Origin of the sequence: Paenibacillus sp. NPDC056579 (assembly GCF_042793215.1) — a bacterium.
Classification (GTDB): domain Bacteria; phylum Bacillota; class Bacilli; order Paenibacillales; family NBRC-103111; genus Paenibacillus_S.
In genome coordinates this window covers 234,963-258,893 of sequence record NZ_JBHTVD010000003.1, presented here as the reverse complement: position 1 = coordinate 258,893, position 23,931 = coordinate 234,963, and the positions used below count along the sequence as shown (strand labels likewise).

Sequence of the window (23,931 nt, the reverse complement as noted above, 5' to 3'; positions counted from 1 at the left end):
TGTATGCATGAAACGTGATACGATACGAGGGATGACTACTTTATATGAAATGAGGTTTTCCCATGAGCGATCACATCCACGATGAGAATTGCAATCATGATCACGACCACGAAGACGATATTTTTATCGTAACAGATAAAGACGGCGTTGAGCACGAAATGGTTATGGTGTATACATTTGAAGCAGGCGAGCAGCCTTATGCGGTATTGCTCGATCGTAACGATCCTGAAGCGGACGGCGTGATCTTCCGTATCGAGGAAGAGGGCGAAGAAGCTTTCCTCGCGAGCATCGAAGACGAGGAAGAATGGGACCGCGTCGTTCAAATCTACAACCAAATCGTAGAAGAACAAGAGCAAGACTAATGATACTAAAAAACCCTTTCTGCCTTGGCAGAAAGGGTTTTTTACTGTCGAGTTCGATGCCATAGCTCCACTTGGCGGCTCGAAAATGATTTATTTGCGAGGGTTGAAATACATAGTGCGGCCGTTGAAAAGATGAAGCTCCGCTTTCCACAGCTTGGCCAAATACTTGCAAAATTCGTTGCCCTTGGCCTTGTCGCCATGCGTACTGTCGTCAGGAAGCACGACCTGCACATAATGCTGCTCGGTTTCGCCGTTTTGATCCTTGCCTGGACCCATGACAATATATTTGTACAGCGAGTTTTTGCCTTTGAGATAAAACCATTTGCCTTCGGCTTCAGGTTTCGTTTCGATTGTGTAAGGGAAGCCGGCGTCGTCATAATCCCAGCCCAGCTGCTTGCCTGTAAGCTGTAATTGCTCCTTGTAATGAAGCAGCTGCTCTTTCAATTCATCTAGAGATAAGGACGAGAGGGCGGAGCCTTCTACAAACTTGATATATGCGCTTTGAGCCATAACCGATACACCTGCCTGTATTTGGACTGGAAAGGTTTTCATATACAACAAGAACATCATAGCACTTCGGGGATGGATTGACAATACAAGGAACCGCTGTATCATTAGGTTGAGCGGAGCTTCATCATAATGGAAGTGGAGAGGGGTATCCAAGTGAAAAGATTTGCAGGCTATATGCTCGTTACGGATATGGACGGTACTTTACTCGACAGCGGCAAGACGATCAGCCGCGAAAATAGGGAAGCAATCCATCGGTTCGTGGATGAAGGCGGTATTTTTACATTAGCGACAGGGAGAATTGCCAGCTCGGTGCAGAGGTTTGCGGATACGCTTCCGCTTGGGGCGCCGGCGATTTTATATAACGGGGCGATGATCTACGATTTTGCCGAGGGGCATGTCGTATGGCAGAGAACGCTTCATGACGCAGTGCAGCCGGTATTGCGGCAGGTCATGGACAAGTTCCCGGAGCTTGGGGTCGAAATCTATTGCGGAGAAGAGCCGTACTTCATTCAGGAAAACCGGATAACGGAAAAACATCGCAGCCTGGAGCATTTCAACCGTCCGCGAACCGAGGATTGGTTGCAATTAACCGATCCCTGGATCAAAGTACTGCTCGCCTGGGAGCCGGAACGGATGAATGAAGTGGAAGCTTTCGTTACGCAGTTCAAGGAACCGCTCACCTGGGTTCGTTCCGACGATAAATACTTGGAAATATTGGCCGAGCATACGACGAAAGGTCATGCTCTGGAGGAGCTAATGCGGATGACGGGGATAGACGTATCGCGGTGCATCGCTATGGGAGATCATCTCAACGATCTGGAGATGCTCCGCAGAGCAGGAGTCGGCGTTGCGGTAGCCAATGCGCACGCTTCGTTGATGGACGTATGCAATCGCACGTGCAAGCATCATAATGAGCATGCGGTAGCCGATGTCATCGAATGGCTGGAGAAGGAAGTATAAGGAATTCTTGCAAAGCGGAACATTAGGATTTGAAGAGAATCAGAACCTATTCGGGGACACACACCAATGTGGACAATTGTATATAGTAAAAAGGAGCTTTGACCGCGCGTTGTTCGTGCGGCAAGGCTCCTTTTTTTGCGTTAAAATATAGCCGGTGTTTCAACGATCACCTTGACATTCTCGATGCTGCGATCTTCCGGTCCCTTCACAGGGAGGCCGACTTCCACATGCTCGGTAATGTAGTCGATCAAATCCTGCGAAATGACTTCTCCCGGCAGCAAAATCGGGATTCCCGGAGGATACACGTAAATAAATTCGGCAATAATTCTATCTGCGGATTCCTTGAATGGAATAATTTCCGTATCTCCATAGAAAGCATCTCGCGGTGTAAGAGTGAGCTGCGGAATTTTCGGTATTTTAATGACCAGCTCGTTGACTTCGCGTACATTGTAGTTTTCGCTGGCCAGCTCGCGCATCGCTTTGAGCAAAATATCGATATTTTCCTTCGTGTCGCCCGGAGTTACAAGGCATAAAATGTTATACAGATCGCTGAGCTCGACCTCGATATTGTAATGGTCGCGCAGCCAGTTCTCTACATCATAGCCGGTCAGGCCCAAATGGCGAACGTGAATGTTCACTTTGGTCGGATCGTAATCGTAGGTTGCTTCGGTTCCCAAAATATCTTTGCCAAAGCAGCTCAAGCCCGGAATCTCATTGATCTCTCTGCGGGCATATTCCGCGAGCTCGATGGCGTGCTCCGCCATTTGCGCTCCGTTGATAGCTAAATTACGTCTCGCTGTATCCAAAGACGCCAGCAAAATATAAGAAGTGGACGTCGTTGTAAGCATACTGATGATCGTTTTGACGCGGCTGGCATTGATGCGGCCCTCTCTTACGTTCAGCACGGAGCTTTGAGTCATCGAGCCGCCAAGCTTGTGAACGCTGGTTGCCGCCATATCGGCACCCGCTTCCATCGCGGATATCGGCAGCTTATCGCTGAAATGAATGAGCACGCCGTGAGCCTCGTCGACTAGAACCGGGATATTGTAGCTGTGCACAATATCGACGATTTCTTTAAGGTTCGCGCAGACGCCGTAGTAGGTCGGGTTAATGACCAGTACCGCCTTGGCGTCGGGATGGCGCTCCAGCGCGCGCTTCACGGAGCGAGTCGTAATGCCGTGATCGATCCCGAGATTTTCGTCGCGGACCGGAGAGATGAACACCGGCTTCGCGCCTGCGAAAATAATCGCGGCCATAATGGACTTGTGCACGTTGCGAGGAACGATGATTTTATCGCCCTGGGAGCATACGGTCAAAATCATCGTCATGATCGCGCCGCTCGTTCCTTGCACGGAGAAGAACGTATGATCCGCTCCGAAGGCGTCCGCCGCAAGCTGCTGCGCTTCCTCAATGACTCCCGTCGGCTGATGGAGGTCATCGAGCGGTGCTATATTGATAAGGTCGATGGACAGGGCGTTGTCTCCGATGAAATGCCGGAACTCCGGGTCCATCCCGACTCCTTTTTTATGGCCTGGAATATGGAATTGAACGGGGTTGCGCTCTGCGTGCTGCTTCAATGCAGAGAAAAGAGGAGTGCGTTGATGATCCACTGTCATGCCTACCTTTCCTAAGTAAAATTAAAGGGATTGGCAGTCTCCGAGAGACCCCAATCTACGTTATATTAACCATAATGGAATCAGGATGCAAGCTGATTTTTTTTCTGTTAACGAATTGTGCGGTTTTGTCCATTTTGTTAATCTTCATGTGATTTATTTCCTTGTGGAAAAAAGATATGATACGATAAGCAATATACATTACATTGGGAGGCTTTGGATTCACTATGAAAAAACAGCTGGCCGTTATTATGGTACTGCTGATGACGATATTTATCGGCTTCGGCATCATCATTCCAGTGCTTCCCGACGCGATTTCAGGCTCCGGCGCTAGCAGCTTTCACTTGGGAATGCTGCTGTCCATTTATTCCTTGGCTTCGTTTCTGATGTCGCCCGTTTGGGGAAGCATATCGGACCGGATCGGACGCAGACCGCTGATCATGATCGGAGCGCTTGGCTTCAGCGCGAGCTTCTTCCTGTTCGGCATCGCCGGCGATAATCTGCTGCTGATGTACGCATCGCGGATTTTGGGCGGCTTGTTCTCGGGAGCGGCTACCGCATGCGCTGTAGCCTACGTGGCTGACATAACGACGGAAGAGAACCGCACGAAAGGAATGGGGCTAGTCGGCATGTCGATTGGTCTAGGATTCATCTTCGGACCGGCGGTCGGCGGAATATTGAGCCAGTGGGGCTATCAAATTCCGTTCTTCGCATCGTCTATTCTAGCATTGGCTACGTTCTTCTTCGCCATGTTCATGCTGCCGGAATCGCTCTCTGAGGAGAAGCGCCGCAAGCCGCAGGCGGAGAAACAATCGCGTTGGACGGCTTTCGTCGGTTCCTTAAAGTACTTGTACGTGCTATCGTTCTTCGTCTCGTTCACACTGGCTGGCCTGGAAGCCACACTGCTGCTGTTCGAGAAAGACAAGATCGGCGCAAGCTCGTTGGATCTCGGCATTATGTTCGCTGTAAGCGGTGTAGTCGGAGCATTAATTCAAGGCGGCGTTGTCCGCAGATTTATCAAGCGCGGCGATGAATCCCGCGTGATCGGTATCGGACTGGTCCTGTCGGCGCTTGGATTCGTGCTCATCCTGTTCTCCACGAGCCTGTTGACGGCTTCCATTTATTTGTCCGTGTTCGGGGCGGGCAATGCGCTGATCCGTCCATGCGTCACCTCGCTGATCTCGCAGAAAACGAAGGTGGGACAAGGCGTTGCCTCCGGACTGAGCTCCTCGATGGACAGTCTGGGGAGGATTACAGGCCCGCTGCTGGGAGCGGGAATCTATCAATACAGTATGCAGCTTCCTTTCTATACGGGAGCGATCTTGTCGCTGGCCGCGCTGTATCTGCTGTACAAATATATGATTGCCGACCGTGAGAGCGCCAATTTGGCGCAACGGGTTTAGGCATCCCGCAGCCGGGACAGCAGGCTGTAGCATGAAAAAGCCGCAAAGCTCTGCAGAAGAGCTTCGCGGCTTTTTTTGGCATCTGTATCCGATACGAGTGTCGGACAGAGGGACTTCTACGCTTGAGGCTGGCTGACGAGCCGGTAAATGACGCTGATGGCTTCCGCCCTCGTCATCCTTTGATCGGGTCGGAACGTGCCGTCCTCATATCCGTTGAACAGGCCGGCTTCCTGTACGGCGCGGATCGCATCACCCGCCCAATAGTCGGACGCAATATCGTGGAACGTTGGTTGGGCCGAAGCCTTCAGCATCTCGCTTCTCGACAGAATTGCGGCAATTTCCGCGCGGGTGATCGTGTTGTTGGGCCGGAATGTTTGATCGGGATACCCGTTAACAAGCCCGTACTCGACGGCCGTAATAATATAGATCCGTTCCTCCTTGTTCTTCCCGATATCCGTAAATTCGGATTCGGTATTGTTGGAGAGGAACAGCTCCTTCGCCTTGACCAGGTAGCGGACGAATTCCGCTCGGGTAATAAACTGATCGGGCTTGAACTGCATCGTGCCCGTCTCTTTATTCACGTAACCGTCAATGTATTGCTTATCGAATAACACCGCTATTTCTTTCTGCGCCCAGTGCTTCTCGATATCGTTAAAGCCGGTTGGAACCCCATTTAAGGACAAAATGTATCGGGTTACGGCTTTATATTCTTCGTCGGTTAATGTACCGGGAGCATTGTCCGGCATATTGCGGCTTATAAACTCATAGGCCTTGTCGTAGGTACCGAGCTTCTTCTTCACATGATCGCTGGCAACGGCCGGATAATTGCCGGAGCCCATTCCGTCGGCTGCGTGGCATGAGAGGCAGTGCTGCCGGTATATCGCTTCTCCTTCCGCCTGATCGGCGGGTATAGCCGCTGAAGGGGCGGCTTCGGCAGAATACGAGGTCGATGCAGAGCCCGTATATAATACGATGCCTGCTATGAGAGCGGTACCGAGCAAAAGTAAGGATGTATATGGGAACCTGGAAGGAAATCGCATCGGACAGACACCCCTGACTGAATTCGTTTCATTCATTATAACCGATAAATATGACGGAAGTGTGAAAAAATTCATATTTTCCGTCGAGCCTTGTAGAAGAAAAGCCGTCCCCAGCCAACGAAGTGGGGGGACGGCTTTTAAGTATCCGAGCTAACAGCTACTTCGCTTCCTTATGTTTGGCTGAAGACGGATCCCGCTTATGCTCGACCATCTTCTCAATCCATGGTGTCAGCTCTTCCTTGATTTTGCCGACGAGCTGATCCTTGCTCATTCCTTGCGCCGCGGCGATGTCGGCCAGCGACTTGCCTTCCTTGAGCTGCGCCTTCAGCTGGTCTTCCGAAATGCCGAGAATGGAAGCCAGTTTGTCCGGAGCAGGCAGCATCCGATGCTTCATCTTGTGATGCCCGTCGAAGCCTCCCTTATGGTTAACCATAAAGGCGAGATGCTTTTCCATGCCGGCCTTGATCTTATCGGCTTTTTCCGCCGGCAGCTTGCCGTCTTTTACAGCTGCGTCGATTTTTTTGATGCGCTCGGCCTTCAGCTTCGCGATCAAATCGGCTTCGCGGATGCCTTTTTCCTTGGCGATCTCGACGAGTGTTTTCTGCTTCCATGCCTCGGTTAAAGCGGCTTTGTCCATCCCGAGGATGGCGGCGGCCTCCTCCAGAATCGGCATGCGATGCTGATCGGAATGCTTGAAATCTTTCCCTTTCTCGGAACGGTCCTGCTTTGCTTCGCGAGGGGCTTGCTGCTGTTTGGCCGCTTGATCTGAATTATCGGCAAAGACATTGTTGTTCGCCGTATAGAGAGCCGAGCCGCTCAGAAGCATGGCCAAAGCAAGTCCGGTAACGATGACCTTATTGGTTCTAGAGCTTCGCATGAAATCTCCTCCTTTCCGTCAAAGGATAGGCCTCTTGTACCTGGTTGATCCGGGGAATGGTACAAGTAACCAATGATAGCATGAGCCAAATTGCTTAAGTTTAGTTTAAAGAAACCTTAGAATTACATAAAATTTTCTAATTTTGCCCCGAAGCAGAGCGGAAGCCCGTTTGAATACGGCTAGCATAGCCCTCCGGCTGTCAAGCGGCGGAAGCGCTGCGTGCCATCAAATAAAGCGGCATCAGCGTTTGGATCGTACTGCGGACAAGCTCAATGAATTGCGGACCGTTCTGCAGTACGGGAGACGACGAGGGCAGGTTTTGCCCGATTAGCAGCTCCACCTTTTTCACATCACGGAAGCGCTGCAGAGCTGCCTTCCATTCTTTATCTCCCAGGTCGGCAACGGCTGCCGCGTCTTTTTTCATATGGTCGAAGGAAACGACATAATCCTCGGGAATCAGGCTGCGCACCTGATCGACCTGCTTCAGGAACGACTCCGCTATGGCTTGCTTATGCGGCAGCTCGTATATTAGCGCCAGCCAGATGAAGAGACGGTCGTCGAACAGACCGACTTGAAAGTGCGGGTACTGCTTATAGCCGCGTTTGTTATGGCAAATCGCCATCCACGTATCAACAGGAGCATTGACTGTCCGCCGGGCGTGCTTCGCAATATGCAGGAACATTTCGTCCCCGGCAAGCACAGCCGTTTCCTCGACTAATGCATCGCCGAGCTCTTTGAACTTCGGCTGAATACGTCCTTGAATGCCTTCCATGCGGCCCTCGAGTCCCGGAATGTGGAATACGTCAAAATCTGCTTGGGTAAAGCCTTGGAATGTCATGAAGCTAGCCTCCTAAACCTATTAACACCTATGTATATGCTTACTATATCACACGTCGGGGATCGAGGCGAACGAGAGCGAACCGTGTCGATCGCACCTAAAAAAAACACAATCCCGATCAAAGGGATTCCCTTGTTGCAGCCGCCTCATCCGGGTAGGATGTAACTGTCCGAACTTGCATCACGGATACAACGACGACCTTAAGGGGGGGCCATTATGGCAAGCAAACTACAAGCGGCGGACGAAATCGGCTATCGCGCAATGACGAACAAGAGCTTGATCGGCTATATGTGGAAATATAAAGCGCTTTATTTCATTACGCTGCCGGCTATCGCCTACTTTATTATTTTCAAGTACATTCCTTTGTTCGGGTCTGTAATCGCATTTCAGAACTATAATATTTTTCAGGGCATAGCCGGAAGCAAGTGGGTCGGGCTGGCTCATTTCAAGCGAATGTTCGAGCATTACGACTTCCTTAACATTCTGAAGAATACGCTGTTGATCGGCATTTACGACCTGGTCCTGGCGTTTCCCGCCCCAATCGTTCTCGCTTTGCTGCTCAATGAGCTCAGGCTCGTCATGTATAAGCGCATTTTGCAAACCGTGGTGTATATGCCGCATTTTTTGTCCTGGGTCATCGTCAGCGGAATCGCGATAGGAGTGCTGTCACCTTCGACCGGCATCGTCAATCAATTCATATCCTGGCTCGGAATGGAGCCGATTTATTTTCTCGGGGAAGAATCGTATATCCGCTCCGTTCTCGTAGGCTCGGGCATTTGGCGGGACACGGGCTACGGGACAATAATTTATTTGGCGGCGCTGGCGGGAATTAATCCGGATTTGTACGAAGCGGCGGAAGTGGACGGAGCGAACCGCTGGAGGCAGACCTGGTCGATTACACTGCCGTCGTTGATGCCTACCATCATGATTTTGTTCCTGCTGCATATCGGCAAATTTCTGGATTTCGGCTTCGAGCGGGTCTACGTCTTTCTGAATCCGCTGAATATTAACAACGGCGAAATTTTGGACACGTACATTTACAAGCAGGGGCTGCAAAGCCAGCAATACAGCTATACGACGGCTATAGGCTTGTTCAAGTCGGTGGTCGGGCTCGTGCTCATCGTTATAGGGAACGTGATCAGCAAGAAGACGACAGGGGAGAGTCTGTATTAGATGGCTCCCTGCATGGATTAGCTTACGGAATGAAGGAGATGACACATATGAAAAAATACGGTATCGGCTACCGGCTGTTCAGCGGGGTGAACCTGCTGTTTTTGACGGTATTGGCACTGATGATGTTTCTGCCTTTTCTTAATGTACTGGCTCAATCGTTCAGCAGCTCGGAGGCGATTGTTAGCGGCAAGGTCGTCTTTATGCCGGTCGAGTTTACGTGGATTAACTATCAGTACGTGTTCAGCGATGCTTCCATCTGGAGATCGTTCGGTATTACGGTATACATTACCGTCGCAGGGACGCTGATCAACCTAATTGCCACCGCTTCCCTCGCGTACCCGTTGTCCAGGCAGGAGTATGTCGGGCGCAAATATCTCGTGCTATTCGTGCTCATTACGATGGTTTTTACGGCTCCGCTCATTCCCAACTTTATATTGATGAAAGCTTTGAGTCTTACCAACTCATTGTGGGCCTTGCTATTGCCGGGAGCGATCAGCGCGTTTAACTTTTTCGTGATGCGAGCCTTTTTCATGCAAATTCCGGGGGAAATCATCGATTCGGGCCGTATGGACGGCTGCTCGGAGCTAGGGATGATCTGGAGCATCGTCTTGCCGTTGTCCAAGCCGGTTATGGCTTCGCTCGGTATTTTCTATGCAGTCAATCATTGGAACACCTACATGGCTGCGTTATACTATGTCAACAAGCCGTCCTTGTGGCCGCTGCAGGTGAAGCTTCGCCAGCTGATCGAAGCCGACGATATCAATATCGATCCGTCCGTTTCCCAGTTCAGCTCGCTGGCGCATTCGAATCCGGAAGGGATCAAGATGGCGACGATTATTATCGCTACGCTGCCGATCGTGCTGATATATCCGTTCTTGCAAAAGCATTTTGTCAAAGGAATGATGATCGGTTCGGTCAAGTCGTAAATAGGGGAAACTTCAGGTTCATTGCCGCATGTTCTAAAAAAATGACAATAGAAGCCAAAATCATTCCATTGTTCCATAGCGGCACACCTTCTACAATGAAGCTAATTTGAAAGCGCTTATTCAGGACCGAAAGCAATAGGCATCTTACTGGAGAAAAGGGGTAGAACAATGAAAAAGTGGATGAAGATCGGGATGGTATCGGTACTTGCCACAAGTGCGCTGGCCGGGTGCTCCAAGCCTGACGCAGCGCCTCAAGCGCAAGGAAGCCAATCCGGAGAAAAGACGAAATTTTCGATATCCATGCGTACGCTGGCTTTCAATCACGTCGAGAAATCGCCGAATATTAATGAAGACAAATGGGTGAAAAGGCTGGAGGGGAAGACGAATACGGACCTGAATATCGTCTTGGTGCCGCACAAGGAATTCGAGCAAAAAATGGCGCAAATGTTCGCGACCAACGATATTCCCGACGTAGTCCAAGGGAGCGGGGGCGTATCGGGCAAGGAAATGGCCGGCTCCGTTCAGGCCGGAGTGTTCATGCCGCTCGACGATTTGTTGAAAAAGCACGGCCCTAACCTGCTGAAGAAAATTCCGAAGGAAGCATGGCAGAAGGAAACGTACCAGGGCAAAATTTATGCCATTCCTGAGTTTTTGTCCAATCCTTCCCGGAGGGCGACGGCGATTCGCAAAGACCTGCTCGATAAAGCCGGCTTGCCGATTCCGAAGACGGTGGACGACTATTTGAACGTCTTGAGGAAGTTCAAGGAAATGGGAGTGGAGAATCCGTATCAGGGCCGGGAAAACTTCAAATATGCGGATACGTTCTTCGGTCCGTTCGATGCTTATCCTTACTTATCGATGATGGAACAGAAGGGCAACCAGATCGTGCCGAAGTTTTTCAACACCGAGAACATGACGAAGGCGCTGCAAACGTACAAAACGATGTACGATGAAGGGCTGATCCACAAGGAGTTTGCAACGATTAACCCAACCACGTATAAAAACTCCATTTTGGCGGGCAAATCGGGCATCTGGACGATGAATGCGAACGAGGTGCTTCAATGGGAGCAGCAGTTGAAGGCGAACGTGCCGACGGCCAAAATCGAGCTGATCCCGTCTCCGGTCGGACCGGACGGCAAAGGCGGCTACTATTTATACAACTCCGTAACGCGAGCGTGGTTCATCAATAAAAATGCGAAAAATGCGGAAGGCATAATCAAGTTCTTCGACTGGATGCTGTCGGATGAAGCCGAGCAATTTTTCACCTTCGGCGTCGAGGGCGAGAATTACACGATGGAGAGCGGCAAGATCAACTATAAAATGCCGACGGATCCGCAAGCGGTCGATGAAGAACGGTATCGTCAAGCCTTCTTGTGGATGGTGCAGGATACTACCTATAATAAAGGAACTCTAAGTTTGACCGAAGACGGTAAAAAATTGATGAACATTTATGATACAATGTTATCCAAGGAAGGCCGCGACGGCATTCAATTCGAGCCCCGCCTCGATGCCTACGTCGCCAATCCGGACATTTCGCCGGAATCCGATTTTGCGGCTCCCGTCGTGCTTCAGCATATGGTCAAGATGGTTTACGGCAAGGAACCGATTTCGGATTGGCCGAAAGTGATTGAAGAGTGGAAAGCCAAAGGCGGCAATGACGTGATTAAGGAAGCAACCGACAAATTCAATAAGAAGGATCCGAGCGTAACGATCAGCATGCCGCGCCGATAGATAAATAGGCTGTTAGGCGGTCCGGGCGCCGGCCATCCTTGTCTATGGCGACAATATGGTTCGGGCGCGATTCCTGTCTCACCGCACATAAGGCTCCTCACGCTAACCGGCGTGGGGAGTATCCTTTTCTCGTTAAGGGGGTGGCCTCATGTACAAAGTACTGATAGCGGACGATGAACCGATGATCCGTAAGGGACTGCAAAAGCTGATAGAGCAATCCGGTCAGCCGCTGGCGGGTATCAGGCTTGCCGAGAACGGCTTGGATGCGCTGCGTCTGATCGGCGAGGAGCGTCCCGATTTCCTGTTCACCGATATCCGGATGCCCAAGCTCGACGGGCTGGAGCTATGCAGGCAGGTGTCCGAGATGGACTCCGACATTCAGATTGTAATTGTATCCGGTTACAATGACTTCGAATATGCACAAAAATGCGTATCCTACGGCGTGAAGGAGTATTTGCTCAAGCCGATCAGCAAGAAAAGCGTCGATGCCGCTCTCAACAAGCTGGTACAATTGCAGGCTAGGCAAAAATATAAGGCGTTTGTCTCCATCTACAAGCTGGAGAAATGGATCGGAGAAGCCGAGGAAGCGGTTTGGACGCTACAGCAATCCGATTTATTGGAAATAATCCATAAAGTCAGGCAGGAACTGTATGCCTCCCGGTTGAAATTATATCAGGTGTTGGATGTGATGGCGGAATTTTCATCGCTGCTTATTAAAAGGCTCAATGTGAGAGACGTGTTTGCATTTAGCGATACGCTGGATCTTCGCGACGTTGCTGCGGATGATGAAGCATGGATCCGCTTTCAGGCAAGTCTTGTACAATTGCTGCTGGATTTGAAAGCCAAGCGCAAAGGGAAGCTGAAGGATCCCGTGGAGGAAGCCAAGCTTTATATCGAGAATCATTTGAACGAAGAAGTGTCGCTTGAGGAGGTGGCGGATCGCATCGGCTTGAATCCTTCGTATTTCAGCCAGTTGTTCAAGCAGTCGACGCAGGAAACGTTCGTGCAGTACCGCACCCGGCGCCGCATGGAAAAAGCGAAGAAGCTGCTTGCCCAGCCCCAATATCGAATCACGGACATATCCGGTGAGGTCGGTTATGCCGATCATCCCCATTTTACGAAGACGTTCAAGAAGTATATAGGTGTTCTGCCTTCCGAATACCGGAGCAAGCTGGGGATCGAATAAATGAACAAACGAACGCTTTCCGGTCAAATGTACGGGTATTTCTCCATCATCATTATTATGTCTCTGGCAACGCTCGGCATCGTCTCGTACTTGCAGTCATCCCGTGCGCTGGACCGTCAGGTAGAGCAGTATATGGAGCAAATGATCGAGAGCGCGTCTTATCAGACCGATATTTATCTGCAAACCTATGAGCTGCTTAATAATGCATTTTCCTCCAACTCGGATGTAAGGGCATTCTTCGAAATCGGCAGCAATGACTCTTACGAATATTACTATTACTCGGACCGGATCAAAAAGTTCGCTTCGAGCTCGGTTCAATCGATCGTGACGTTATACAAGCAGCTGAATTCCATCTATGTCGTCGGTCTGCAAGGGAGAACCGTTATTTATGACAACCAGAATTTTTTGATCCAGGAGACCGGCTTGAGCAGCGCGACGTATCGGACGCTGATCGATTCGATTCCAAATGACGGCAAAATCACGCTCCTGAACATGAGCATTCGCCCGGAGGATCAGGGCACAGTAATTACATTGGCCCGGAAAGTCAGGGGGGCCGCTTACGGTCCGGAATTTAAAGGCATCGTGGCGATAGAGTTCAAGCTGCAGGAGCTGGCGAAAATCTGGGACAGGGTCAATATCGGCAAGGACGGCTATTTCTTCATTATTGATGAAAAAGGGACTCCGATTTATCATTCGCCGAGGGTTGAACCCGATGCACAGATGCTGGATAAGATATCCCGGCGTATCGAGGATAGCGGGAATAAGGTGTTCAGCGCGCAATACAATGGTCAAAATCGCATGTTCGTCGCCCGGAAATCCGACTATTCGAACTGGACCCTCGTCGTGTCGATGCCGGTCCATGAGCTTCGCAAGCCGATTTCGACGATTCGGACGACAACGATGGCCGTCGGACTGATCACGCTTCTCATCGCTCTGTTTCTTGCCTTCCGGTTCGGGCAATCGATTCTCGCCCCCATCCGGCAATTGAAGGACAGCATGCGCGAGACGGAAAAAGGCAACTGGCGCCATATTGCGGAAATTAACCGTTCGGACGAAATCGGCGGCTTGATTCACAGCTACAATCTGATGGTGACGCGATTGTCCGAAATGATCGATAAGGTGTATGCCGCCGAGTTGCAGCAGCAAAAGGACGCTTTACAAATCCAGGAAGCGGAGCTGGAACGGCACCGCGTTGAATTTCAGGCACTGCAGCTGCAGATTAATCCGCACTTTCTGTACAACACGCTGGAGACGATCAATTGTTACGCCATCGTACAAGACTCGCATGAGATTACCGAAATGGTGGAGGCAATGGCTTTCATGCTGCGGTATTCGATCCAGACGAATTTGGAGGAAATTACGGTTGCCAACGAGCTGAATCATGTTCGTAATTATATGATCATTCTGCGGCATCGGATTGCCCGGGAATTCGAGATTGACGTGGCGATTTCGCCGTCGCTGCTGCTGGAGAAGATGGTGCGCCTGACATTACAGCCGGTAGTGGAAAATTGCTTCCAGCATGCGTTCGTCAATGGAATCGAGCCGCATCATTTCATCCGTATCGACGCCAAAAAAGAAAACGATTTCTTTCGAATTATCGTCGAAGATAATGGCGTTGGCATTCCACCGGAAAGGCTTCGTGAGCTGCAGAGCAGGCTTAATGAGAACCGGCTGGCCGACGAACCGCCTGCCGCTGCAGGGAAACGTCGTCATGGCGGGATAGGCTTGCTGAATGTGCACCGGCGCATTCAGATGGTATTCGGCGAACAGTTCGGCTTGCAGCTGGAAAGCGAATACGGGCACGGATGCCGCATCATTCTTTCGATGCCCGAATTGCCTCATAAAATTCATTTATAACGGAGGTTATAAAGCATGAATACGCAATTACATGGGAAAATCGCACTGGTAACTGGATCCAATACGGGAATCGGACGGGCCATCGCTGTTCTGTTGGCTGCCAACGGCGCGAAAGTCGGTGTAACCTACCTGAACGGTAAGGCGCAAGGGGAAGAGACGGTAGAGATCATCCGGCAGGCGGGAGGTCAAGCCGTTCTGTTCCAAGCGGACGTAACGGATTTGGAGCAAATCGATAAGCTGGTCAGCGGTGTGGAAGAAGCGTTCGGCGGCACGGTCGATATACTGGTGAACAATGCGGGCCATCTGGTTCAACGCTGCCCGAACAGCGAAATGACCGAAGAATTGTACGACAAAGTCATGAATGTCAACCTGAAAAGCACCGTGTTCATGTGCAAACGGGTGCTTCCCGGCATGAAGGCCACAGGAGCCGGCCGCATCGTGAACATGTCTTCGGTAGCCGCTCATCACGGCGGAGGACCGGGCTCGAGCATTTATGCCGCGAGTAAAGCCGCTGTCGGCAGCTATTCCAAAGGATTGGCGAAGGAAGTGGCAGGCGACGGAATTACCGTCAATGTCGTAGCTCCCGGCTTTATCGGCCAGACGGCTTTTCATGATACGTTCACGTCGGATGAAGCCAGAAAGGCTACCGTGAGCGGGATTCCGTTGAAGCGGGAAGGCACTCCGGAGGATGTTGCCGGTGCCGTATTGTATCTTGTATCGGATCTGGCATCGTACTTGACCGGAGAGACGATCGAAATCAACGGCGGCATGCTGATGAGATAGATTTAATGAATGTTATGGTACACCAATTACAGAACAGATAGTAATCAACGCACAGAGATGATGGAGGGAAAACAACTTGAGTCAGCCATTATATGAACCGCAAAGCGGCGTTTTGACCGTTCAATATGAGCCTAGCGAGCAGACGCAATTAATCGAGAATCCGCCCCGGTTTACATGGATTCCTGCTCAGCTGGAGAAGGATACGTACATTTTGCAATATTCCCGGTCGCAGGAATTCGATGGCGAGACGACCGTTACCGTACAGCCTATACCCTACAATTTATACACGCCTGATCACGCGTTTGAGCCGGGCGATTACTATTGGCGTTACGCCTTGCTACTGAACGGCGAGACGAACGACAGCAAAGAGGACACGCAAACGGAGTGGAGCACCGTTCGGCGCTTCACGGTACCTGCAGGGCTGCCGGAAACGCCGCTTGAGGGAAGAGGGCGCCGGTTTGAGCAAACCAAGGCGAGCCACCCTCGCTTATGGCTCCAGGCGGACGAGCTGCCCGAATTTCGTTCCCGGATTCGGGAGGATGCATCGTACTGCGGCTGGGACATCTTCTTCGAACGGTCGGTGAAGCCTTGGAGCGAGAAGGAGCTTATCGCCGAACCGCAGCCGTATCCGGGCAATAAGAGAGTCGCCAAGCTATGGCGGCAAATGTATATGGACTGTCAGGAAGCGCTGTATGCCATTCGTCATCTCAGCGTAGCCGGAGTTGTGCTGGAGGACGAACAGCTGATTGATCGGGCGAAGCAATGGCTTCTGCATGTAGCCGCATGGGATCCTCAAGGACCGACGAGCCGCGATTATAACGATGAAGCGGCTTTCCGCGTCGCCGGCGCGCTTGCTTGGGGCTATGATTGGCTGTTTGACCGTTTGTCCCAAGCGGAGCGGGAGGACGTTCGCGGCAAGCTGCTGCAGCGTACGGGCCAGGTTGCTTTTCATGTCATAGAGCGCTCCAAGATTCATCAGGTTCCGTTCGACAGTCATGCCGTTCGTTCCTTATCGTCTGTTCTTGTGCCGTGCGGTATTGTGATGCTCGGCGAAGAGGAGAAGGCGCGCGAATGGCTGGATTACACGCTGGAGTACTATGCCTGCTTGTACTCCCCGTGGGGCGGCATCGACGGAGGCTGGGCGGAAGGACCGATGTATTGGACGACGGGCATGGCGTTCGTGACCGAAGCGATGAATCTGCTGAAGAAATTTACGGCCATCGATTTCTACCGCAGGCCGTTCTTCCAGCGCACGGGCGACTATCCGCTTTACTGCTTTAGTCCGGACACGCTTCGCGCAAGCTTCGGCGACCAGTCTACGTTAGGCGATCCCGTCAGCCTCAAGACCGGCTTCAATATTAGGCAATTCGCAGGTATTACGGGGAACGGACATTATCAGTGGTATTATGAACAGACCCGCATTATCGATACGGATTCCGAAATGAAATTCTACAATTACGGCTGGTGGGACTTCCGCTTCGACGAGATGATGTACCGTCACGATTATCCGAAAGTGACGGCGCAAGCCCCTGTGGATATCGAACCGGTCAAATGGTTCCGCGATATCGGATGGGTGGCGTTTCACGCGAGGATGGATCAGCCGGACGATCATATTATGCTGCTGACCAAGAGCAGCCGTTATGGTTCGATCAGTCACAGCCACGGCGATCAGAACGGGTTCCTGCTGCACGCATACGGCGAGCCGCTTGCGATTGAAAGCGGCTATTACATCGCCTTCGGCAGCACAATGCATATGAACTGGAGAAGGCAGACCCGTTCCACCAACACGATCCTGATCGACGGTCTGGGACAATATGCGGGGACGAACAAGGTGCTCAATATGGCGGCTTCAGGAGCCGTGGAAGCGGTCGAGCGGCACCAGGGTTATACCTATTCCCGATGCAACGCTACGGCGGCTTACAAGGAAAATGTGCCGTATTTGGAGCGCTATGTTAGAGAGCTGTATTTCATTAATGAATCCTATGTCGTAGTAGTCGACCATGTGGATCTTACTCAGCCGGCGAGCATTGACTGGCTGTTTCATACGATGAACGAGATGAAGCTCGGAAATCAGTCGTTCCAAGTCCAAGGCCGCAAAGCGGATATGGACGGACGGTTCGTGTACTGCTCATCTGGAGATATGCAGCTGTCGCAGACAGATGAATTCGCGGATGTCGATCCTGCGGAAATGGAAGGATTGGATCGCCAGTGGCATTTGACGGCGAAAACGTCGGAGGCCCGCAGCCATCGCATTGCTACCTTGCTTGTGCCGCTGCGCAAAGGGCAGCCGAAGTACGTTTCGTACTTCATGGATGATCAAGGGCAAAATGGCGTCCACCTATACTTTACCGAGGACGGCAAGACGACCATGGTTGAGGTGGCGAAAGCATTTTAATGCGATCCGTTTAGGCAGAATAAGAAAAACGTCTATCGACGTCCTTTCACAGAGGAGCGACCGCGTTAAGAGGTTGTTTTTATCGCCAAATAGAATTTTTACATCCGATGACCTCGGAATCTTATAAATTCTATTGTGGTAAGAAAACCCCCTATCTCTTCAAGTTCTGAGGAGATAGGGGGTTGCTTATTCATATTGGCCGGGATAAGCTTACTTACCCGCTTTGACTTCTTCCAGCAAGCTCAGGTCGACGAACTTGCTGAGGTCGAGCTGCTCTTTTTTAACCTCTTTAATATAGCCGGCGTCAATCGAAACCTTCGCCATTTCTTCAATTGCTTCCTTGCTTACGTCAGTCGTCAGGTTCAAACGGGACAGCGCGGCTTTAATCAGCGCCAGATCCATCCCTTTGCCGCTCAACGCTTTCAGGCGGTTGTTGATCAGCTCGTAAGATTGATCCGGGTTTTTCTTGATGAAATCGATCGCTTCCGCATTGGCTTTGATCGCTTGCTTAGCCATATCGCGATGCTCTGTAAGGAATTTGTCGCTCGCAACAAGGATGGTCAACGGATAGTTTCCGTTATTTGGCGGAATTTTGTTCCAGTCCACGATGATTTTGCCGATGCCTTCTTGCTCCATTTGCGTGCCCCATGGTTCCGGGATCAATGTAGCGTCGATTTCTTTTTGACGCATAGCGATCAGCGTGTCGGCCGGAGCGCGGGCAATAATATTAACGCCGGATTTATCCGTCGTTACGTTTAGATTGTTCTCTTTCAGCAGCAGGCGCAGCGAAATTTCATTCGTGCTGCCTTTGGTAGGAATCGCTACCGCTTTGCCTTGCAAATCCTTGACGCTTGTAATTCCCGAATCTTTGCCGGCTACCAATACGGCACCGCCGTTGTTGGAACCGGAAATTACTTTGAAGTTTTTACTTTTGATGTATTGATTGGTGGAAGGACCCGGTCCGACGAAGCCGAGATCGATCTCACCCGTAGCCAGCGCAGTGGAGAAGTCGGAGCCGTTGTCGAACGCTACGACGTCGATTTTTACGTTCTCGCCCCAATATTTTTGGAACAAGCCTTTTTCCAATGCGATGTAGCCTGGGGCATGCGTTACGTTTTTAAAAATCCCCAGCTTAACTGTCGATGCGGCAGCAGACTTGCCTCCTCCAGCCGCAGCTCCTTCTTTGGGCGCTTCTTCTTTCTTGCCGCAAGCCGAGAGCACCAGTACGGTAACCATCAAAATGGCGATTAGAACAGATACATGTTTTCTCATCGAAATACTCCCCTTTTTAGTCTTTTTGAACACTCACTCATAGTTGAATGCCGTTATTTCTGTTTGCCGGCCAATCCATAACGAAGCAAAATTTTATCCTCCAGCCGCTTGAAGCAGAAATGGTCGGAAAGTGTGCCTAACACAGCGATAATAATGACGATACAAAGCATAAGTGCGGTATCCGCCAAATTCCGTCCATCCTGCAGCAGCTGTCCAAGACCGATGCCCTTGGCGATCAATTCTCCGGCTACGAGCGCGCGCCATGCAAATGCCCATGCAACCCGAACGCCGGTAATCATATGCGGGAATGCCGCAGGAACCATAATCTGATAAAACATCTTGAACCCGTTGCCCGTGCCCATCGTTTGAGCTGCCTTAAGGTAAATGGGAGGGATGTTCATGATTCCCGTCCTGCTGGACATCGCCATGGTCCATGTTGCGCCCAGCGTCGTAATGAAGATTACGGAGAAGTCGTTCATGCCGAACCAGATGATGGCGAACGGCAGCCAAGCAATACTTGGCACGGTCTGCAAAGCGACGACCAGAAAACCGAGCGTGTCATCCAGGAAGCGGTATCTGGCGAACAGAAAGCCGAGCGTCGTACCGATAAGAATAGAAAGAATGAAGGCGGTCAGGAGCCTGCGGATACTTTCCAGCGTAGCCCCCAGCAACTGCCCGTGGACGAATCCGTCGTAGAACGCCTGGAACGTCTGAGTAACGGAAGGGAATTTCCAGCCCCAGTCGAAAATTCTAAATCCCGCTTCCCATGCTATCAGCAGCAGAACCAGAAAGATGGTTCTTCTTAATGCTGTACTCATCGCCCATTTCCTCCTTTACCACTTTTTCCAGCTCATCGGCCAGCGCATCCATAATGCTGCTCTCTACGTGGTGGAGAACGGGGTCCGCCAAATCGCGGGGCCTCGCCGCACGAACGGCGAATTCCTTCTTGATCGTTCCCGGGCGGGTGGACATGACCAGTACCCGGTCTGACAAAATGACGGCTTCGCGTATGTTGTGCGTGATGAATAGAATCGTTTTCCGCGTCCGCATCCATATTTCCTCAAGCTCCTTGTGGAGTATGAGACGCGTTTGTTCGTCCAGTGCGGCGAAAGGCTCATCCATCAGCAAAATTTCCGGATCCATCGCGAGCGCCCTGGCAATCGCCGCTCTCTGCTTCATACCCCCGGATAATTCATGCGGATAGCGGTCGGCAAACTTGCTTAGATGAACGGATTTGATCTGCTCCATCGCCATCGCTTCCCGTTCTTTCTTGCCGATTCCCTTTTGCTTCAAGCCGAACGCCACGTTGTCGAGTACGGTCAGCCATGGAAATAATGCATGCTCCTGGAACACGACGACCCGGTCGGGTCCCGGCGTGCTGGTAGGCTTCCCGTTGACGGCGATAACGCCTTGCTCCGCCTGCTCCAGTCCGGCTACGAGGTTCAGCAGCGTAGATTTACCGCATCCGGATGGACCTAACAGGGAGACGAACTCGCCCTTCTGAATGGTCAGCGAAACATTATCGATGGCGGTAAAGGAACCGCCGGTACGCTGATGAAACGTCTTGCTCACTTCTTTAATCTCGATCAATGATGCTCACTCCCCCGAGTGTGTCTATTTTTCTTCATGTAAGATCAAATAGCCATTGCGTGCAAGGCAATTCCCAAATCCTATAACATTTGAAGGCACATTGGCCGATATACACTATAGGGTCATGTTCAAAATGAGGGATTAACCCGCTGGCAAAACAAGGTTTTTCTTTATACCAACCTATTTTATCGGAATTAAAATGTTTGTCAATATAAAGTTTCGGCCGACGGAACAATGTCAAATAGGGATAAAGGAAGGCTGCTTACCGGCAAGCTTTTGCCGTTTATCGATTATAAGAACAGAAAGGTTTGAGAGTTGCAATGAAGCGTTGGAAACGAGTGCTGATCCTAGGCGCCTTGATGGGCGGAACTTTTACCGCGGGCGTATTCGCCGAAGACATTTTGCAGAAGGTGGAAGCTTATTTGCGTCCCGATTTCAATATTGTTCTTGACGGCAAACCCGTCGCATTGGAGAATCCGCCGCTGGTGTATAACGATAAAAGCTATTTGCCGCTCAAGGAGCTGGCGAATATGCTGGGCGCGAATATTATTTGGAAGGGCGACAACAAGACCATTTACATCAACAGCAGAATCAATCCCGAGCAGCCTGCTGAGGATAAAGAAGCGATATATGAAGAATTCACGCTTCGTTCTCCCCAGTCGCAAATGGTCACTTATTTAGGTGTGGAATACCCACTGCTGTCGGTGTATGCGGAAGGAGGCACGAGCGGCGTATTTTACCGCTTATCCGATCTTCGCCGAATGGGAGTGGATACCGAAGGGTTGAAAAAGTCGAGGGAGAAGCTGACCGGTGTGCTCTATGTCAGCGACTCGGAGGCTAAGAAGCGGTGGACGAAGGCACCTGCGCCAAGCCGCACGAACCGCGACGGCTATGTCATCGCCGATGAACCCAATTCCGATAAGATCGAACAGCTTAAGGATTATGTCAAACGTACGGCAAGCTATAAGATAAAGGATTTCAACTATAATACAAAGCCGATCATGATCGAGAAAATACCGGGAATGGAAGGCGAAGACCGTTACAGCTACTTGTTCTACCAATCGTTATACGGAAGAGGCAACGGGGGCAGCATCACCCAAAGCCATTATTTCATGGGGACGATCCGCTTGGAGAGGACAGGGTTCGGCGACAGCATTACTTATACCGTGAACGTGATCGAGCGGGTCGACCTGAACGAAGAGCTGGAGAAGAAAGAAAACAAAAAAGCGGAAGAGAAAGCGGAGCAATAGGCCGGAGACGTATTGCGCAGGGCGGTAAAAAGGGTACGTTGCTATCCGGCAGCCGCCAGCCGCGCACTCCTTCTGTACAGCAGCTGTTGCTTTGTTGCAAAGGTCGTCCTTTAGGGGCGATCTTTTTTGTATTGCGAAGCGCCGGTCAAGCATTGGTTCCATGCGGAGGAACGAGCATTTGAGACGCAGCCTGCTTGTAGGTACTTGCTCCGGCAGAAAAAAATGGATTAATTTAAGCGAAAAAAAGTCAATAATCCAAGTTGCTAAATCATATGATTCATAATAAGATAGAATTAAGTAACTGAATTGTCTGAAAATTCTATCAAAAGATGGGCTGTCCGATGAATGGCAAAAAAGCATAAAGAAAATGGATGGCTATGGCGGGGTTACGTACCATTTGGGAGGGGATTGCCGTGAGTAAAAGTCATGAAGTGGAATATTGCAACCTTGAGTTACGATTTGACCGTCGGCTAATCCGTAACTTCATTAAGGCATTGATTCAGGAAGGCTACTCGTTATATTGGAACGAGAGCGAACAGCAGTTCATTGTATCGATCCGAACCGGAAGAAAGCTCGTGAAGCTGAAGTTTCAGCGGATCGGCGAACGGTATAAGATTGTCGGCAACTATTCCTTCAAGGATGAGAAGCTGGCGGAACTGATGGAGAAAATGATCGGCGATACGCGCGGCCACGCGGTTGTCAAACGGTTTAAGGATCGGCAAATATTAATTGAAAACATTATGTTCGGAGAAATTATCCGAATGGTGGAAATTTCGGGCGTGGAGCACAAAGTACTGTTTCAGAAGGAGCCGGTGGTTACCGTGGAGGAAATGATGCAGGCGTTTCGGTCGAAGCGGCCCGACGATCGGATTCCCGTACTTCGACTGGAGCTGGATTATGAATTGTCGACTTTGTCTGATGCGATAAAAGCGGGAGATTCCGCACAAATTAAGACATCGAAGGAAAGGTTGCTGGAACTAAGGCATGAAATGCTTCAACTGGAAATGTAATAACGACGGCTGACATGGTCTGTGTTGACGGCACAGGCCATTTTTCATGTCGCAAAATCGCAAAACAGATCAATCCATCGCAAAAATTGTCCGTTGTTAACGTGTGCAGCTGTGTGATATGATAAACTTTAGAGGTGGTAGGATTGAGCGTTACGATCAAAGACATCGCCAAGCTGGCCAACGTCTCGCATACGACGGTCTCCAGAGCGTTAAATGACAGCCCGCTCATCAATCAGGAGACGAAAGAGCGGATCCAGCAGCTGGCGGCAAGCTTGAATTACACCCCGAATTACAGTGCCAAAAGTCTGGTCCTTGATCGATCATACAACTTGGGTCTGTTTTTTTCAACACTCCATACCGGTACCTCGGCGGGCTTCTTGTACGAGGCGGTCAAAGGTGTTAACGACGTCATAAAAGATCAGTACAATTTGATTGTCCGCGGGATTGATGATTACAAGAATTTCCAGAAAATCAACCGCAAAAGCTACGACGGGATCATCGTCATGAGCCAGAGCTCCATAGACCAGCCGTTCATCGAATATGTGGCCGAGAGGGAAATTCCGCTTGTCGTACTGAACCGTCAGATCGACAGCATGCCGGTCATGAACCTGATTCCGGACGACCAGCGGGGAGCATACCGTATCGTCGAGTATTTGATTACCCAAGGGCACCGCAATATCGCCATCATTGAGGGGAAAGAAGATTTCAAATCGACCCAGGCGCGGCGCGACGGTTATTTGGAAGCAATGCACCGGTACAGGGTAACCGTAAGAGATCAGTACAAGGAACACGGGAATTACGACGTCGAGAGCGGCTATTCCGCCATGGCCCGACTGTTGAAGCTGGAGCCTGCGCCTACGGCTGTTTTTTGCTGTAACGACGAAATGGCGCTAGGAGCAATCAAAGCGATTCACGAGAAGCAGCTGTCCGTTCCGGGAGATATATCGGTTGTCGGCTTCGACGATCAGTTGTTTTCCGGCTTCGTATCGCCAGCACTGACGACGGTTCGGAGACCCATTGAGGAAATCAGCCGGGAAGGTGCGGTCAAGCTGCTGTCTCTTATTGAAAATAAACAAGTGAAAAAAGAAACGATCTTCATCCATACGGAGCTCGTGATCCGGGATTCCGTCAAAACGATTGCAGGAGGCGCTTGAG

21 protein-coding genes are annotated in these 23,931 nt (G+C 50.8%); 13 read left to right on the top strand and 8 right to left on the bottom strand.

Annotated elements, in window-relative coordinates:
* Nucleotides 1-62 precede the first annotated feature (62 nt).
* Entirely contained in the window at nucleotides 63-362 is a 300-nt protein-coding gene (locus tag ACFQ88_RS13705) for a DUF1292 domain-containing protein (RefSeq protein ID WP_239626717.1), read from the top strand.
* A gap of 90 nt (nucleotides 363-452) precedes the next feature.
* Here the strand turns inward: ACFQ88_RS13705 and ACFQ88_RS13700 are convergent, their stop codons facing one another.
* Nucleotides 453-872 (bottom strand): DUF1885 family protein, encoded by a 420-nt coding sequence (locus ACFQ88_RS13700; protein WP_239626716.1) that lies wholly within the window; start codon nucleotides 870-872, stop codon nucleotides 453-455.
* Between the two features lie 153 nt (nucleotides 873-1,025).
* Between ACFQ88_RS13700 and ACFQ88_RS13695 the strand changes: the two genes are divergently transcribed.
* Nucleotides 1,026-1,832, top strand: coding sequence for a Cof-type HAD-IIB family hydrolase (locus ACFQ88_RS13695; protein ID WP_379454483.1), 807 nt, complete (start codon nucleotides 1,026-1,028; stop codon nucleotides 1,830-1,832).
* A 140-nt stretch (nucleotides 1,833-1,972) separates the two neighbouring features.
* Here the strand turns inward: ACFQ88_RS13695 and ACFQ88_RS13690 are convergent, their stop codons facing one another.
* Complete coding sequence (locus ACFQ88_RS13690) at nucleotides 1,973-3,448, bottom strand: aminotransferase class I/II-fold pyridoxal phosphate-dependent enzyme (RefSeq protein ID WP_239626714.1); 1,476 nt, start codon at nucleotides 3,446-3,448, stop codon at nucleotides 1,973-1,975.
* Between the two features lie 224 nt (nucleotides 3,449-3,672).
* Between ACFQ88_RS13690 and ACFQ88_RS13685 the strand changes: the two genes are divergently transcribed.
* Nucleotides 3,673-4,848, top strand: a complete 1,176-nt coding sequence (locus tag ACFQ88_RS13685; protein ID WP_239626713.1) for an MFS transporter — start codon at nucleotides 3,673-3,675, stop codon at nucleotides 4,846-4,848.
* A 116-nt stretch (nucleotides 4,849-4,964) separates the two neighbouring features.
* On the opposite strand, the gene ACFQ88_RS13680 is transcribed toward ACFQ88_RS13685, so the two are convergent.
* The 3 genes from ACFQ88_RS13680 to ACFQ88_RS13670 all read right to left on the bottom strand — a co-directional run bounded on the left by ACFQ88_RS13680 (nucleotide 4,965) and on the right by ACFQ88_RS13670 (nucleotide 7,603).
* Nucleotides 4,965-5,888: an S-layer homology domain-containing protein gene (locus ACFQ88_RS13680; protein WP_379454482.1), complete on the bottom strand. Its 924-nt coding sequence runs from the start codon at nucleotides 5,886-5,888 to the stop codon at nucleotides 4,965-4,967.
* Between the two features lie 157 nt (nucleotides 5,889-6,045).
* On the bottom strand, nucleotides 6,046-6,765 hold the full coding sequence (locus ACFQ88_RS13675; protein WP_379454481.1) for a hypothetical protein: 720 nt from the start codon (nucleotides 6,763-6,765) through the stop codon (nucleotides 6,046-6,048).
* A gap of 199 nt (nucleotides 6,766-6,964) precedes the next feature.
* Nucleotides 6,965-7,603: a DUF1054 domain-containing protein gene (locus ACFQ88_RS13670; RefSeq protein WP_379454480.1), complete on the bottom strand. Its 639-nt coding sequence runs from the start codon at nucleotides 7,601-7,603 to the stop codon at nucleotides 6,965-6,967.
* Between the two features lie 216 nt (nucleotides 7,604-7,819).
* Between ACFQ88_RS13670 and ACFQ88_RS13665 the strand changes: the two genes are divergently transcribed.
* The 7 genes from ACFQ88_RS13665 to ACFQ88_RS13635 all read left to right on the top strand — a co-directional run bounded on the left by ACFQ88_RS13665 (nucleotide 7,820) and on the right by ACFQ88_RS13635 (nucleotide 17,654).
* Nucleotides 7,820-8,776 (top strand): ABC transporter permease, encoded by a 957-nt coding sequence (locus tag ACFQ88_RS13665; RefSeq protein WP_239626707.1) that lies wholly within the window; start codon nucleotides 7,820-7,822, stop codon nucleotides 8,774-8,776.
* A 47-nt stretch (nucleotides 8,777-8,823) separates the two neighbouring features.
* Complete coding sequence (locus ACFQ88_RS13660) at nucleotides 8,824-9,702, top strand: carbohydrate ABC transporter permease (protein ID WP_379454479.1); 879 nt, start codon at nucleotides 8,824-8,826, stop codon at nucleotides 9,700-9,702.
* A 168-nt stretch (nucleotides 9,703-9,870) separates the two neighbouring features.
* Nucleotides 9,871-11,433 (top strand): extracellular solute-binding protein, encoded by a 1,563-nt coding sequence (locus tag ACFQ88_RS13655; RefSeq protein ID WP_379454478.1) that lies wholly within the window; start codon nucleotides 9,871-9,873, stop codon nucleotides 11,431-11,433.
* 148 nt (nucleotides 11,434-11,581) lie between these two features.
* Nucleotides 11,582-12,619, top strand: coding sequence for a response regulator transcription factor (locus ACFQ88_RS13650; RefSeq protein ID WP_379454477.1), 1,038 nt, complete (start codon nucleotides 11,582-11,584; stop codon nucleotides 12,617-12,619).
* Nucleotides 12,620-14,476: a cache domain-containing sensor histidine kinase gene (locus ACFQ88_RS13645; RefSeq protein ID WP_379454476.1), complete on the top strand. Its 1,857-nt coding sequence runs from the start codon at nucleotides 12,620-12,622 to the stop codon at nucleotides 14,474-14,476. It begins immediately after the preceding gene.
* Between the two features lie 15 nt (nucleotides 14,477-14,491).
* Entirely contained in the window at nucleotides 14,492-15,259 is a 768-nt protein-coding gene (locus ACFQ88_RS13640; protein ID WP_379454475.1) for an SDR family NAD(P)-dependent oxidoreductase, read from the top strand.
* Between the two features lie 76 nt (nucleotides 15,260-15,335).
* Nucleotides 15,336-17,654, top strand: a complete 2,319-nt coding sequence (locus ACFQ88_RS13635) for a DUF4962 domain-containing protein (RefSeq protein ID WP_379454474.1) — start codon at nucleotides 15,336-15,338, stop codon at nucleotides 17,652-17,654.
* A 210-nt stretch (nucleotides 17,655-17,864) separates the two neighbouring features.
* On the opposite strand, the gene ACFQ88_RS13630 is transcribed toward ACFQ88_RS13635, so the two are convergent.
* From ACFQ88_RS13630 to ACFQ88_RS13620, 3 genes are read right to left on the bottom strand one after another with little or no spacing between them, the layout of a single operon-like run.
* Nucleotides 17,865-18,926 (bottom strand): ABC transporter substrate-binding protein, encoded by a 1,062-nt coding sequence (locus ACFQ88_RS13630; protein WP_379454473.1) that lies wholly within the window; start codon nucleotides 18,924-18,926, stop codon nucleotides 17,865-17,867.
* A 53-nt stretch (nucleotides 18,927-18,979) separates the two neighbouring features.
* Nucleotides 18,980-19,744, bottom strand: a complete 765-nt coding sequence (locus ACFQ88_RS13625; RefSeq protein ID WP_239626693.1) for an ABC transporter permease — start codon at nucleotides 19,742-19,744, stop codon at nucleotides 18,980-18,982.
* On the bottom strand, nucleotides 19,677-20,516 hold the full coding sequence (locus tag ACFQ88_RS13620) for an ABC transporter ATP-binding protein (protein WP_239626691.1): 840 nt from the start codon (nucleotides 20,514-20,516) through the stop codon (nucleotides 19,677-19,679). The genes ACFQ88_RS13625 and ACFQ88_RS13620 overlap by 68 nt, the downstream gene beginning before the upstream one ends.
* Before the next feature lie 320 nt (nucleotides 20,517-20,836).
* Between ACFQ88_RS13620 and ACFQ88_RS13615 the strand changes: the two genes are divergently transcribed.
* From ACFQ88_RS13615 to ACFQ88_RS13605, 3 genes are all read left to right on the top strand, one after another.
* Entirely contained in the window at nucleotides 20,837-21,766 is a 930-nt protein-coding gene (locus ACFQ88_RS13615; RefSeq protein WP_379454472.1) for a stalk domain-containing protein, read from the top strand.
* A gap of 413 nt (nucleotides 21,767-22,179) precedes the next feature.
* Nucleotides 22,180-22,776 carry a hypothetical protein gene (locus ACFQ88_RS13610; RefSeq protein WP_239626686.1) on the top strand — a complete coding sequence of 199 codons (597 nt, stop codon included), beginning with the start codon at nucleotides 22,180-22,182 and terminating at the stop codon, nucleotides 22,774-22,776.
* Nucleotides 22,777-22,919: 143 nt separating this feature from the next.
* Nucleotides 22,920-23,930 carry a LacI family DNA-binding transcriptional regulator gene (locus ACFQ88_RS13605; RefSeq protein WP_239626684.1) on the top strand — a complete coding sequence of 337 codons (1,011 nt, stop codon included), beginning with the start codon at nucleotides 22,920-22,922 and terminating at the stop codon, nucleotides 23,928-23,930.
* Nucleotide 23,931 lies beyond the last annotated feature (1 nt).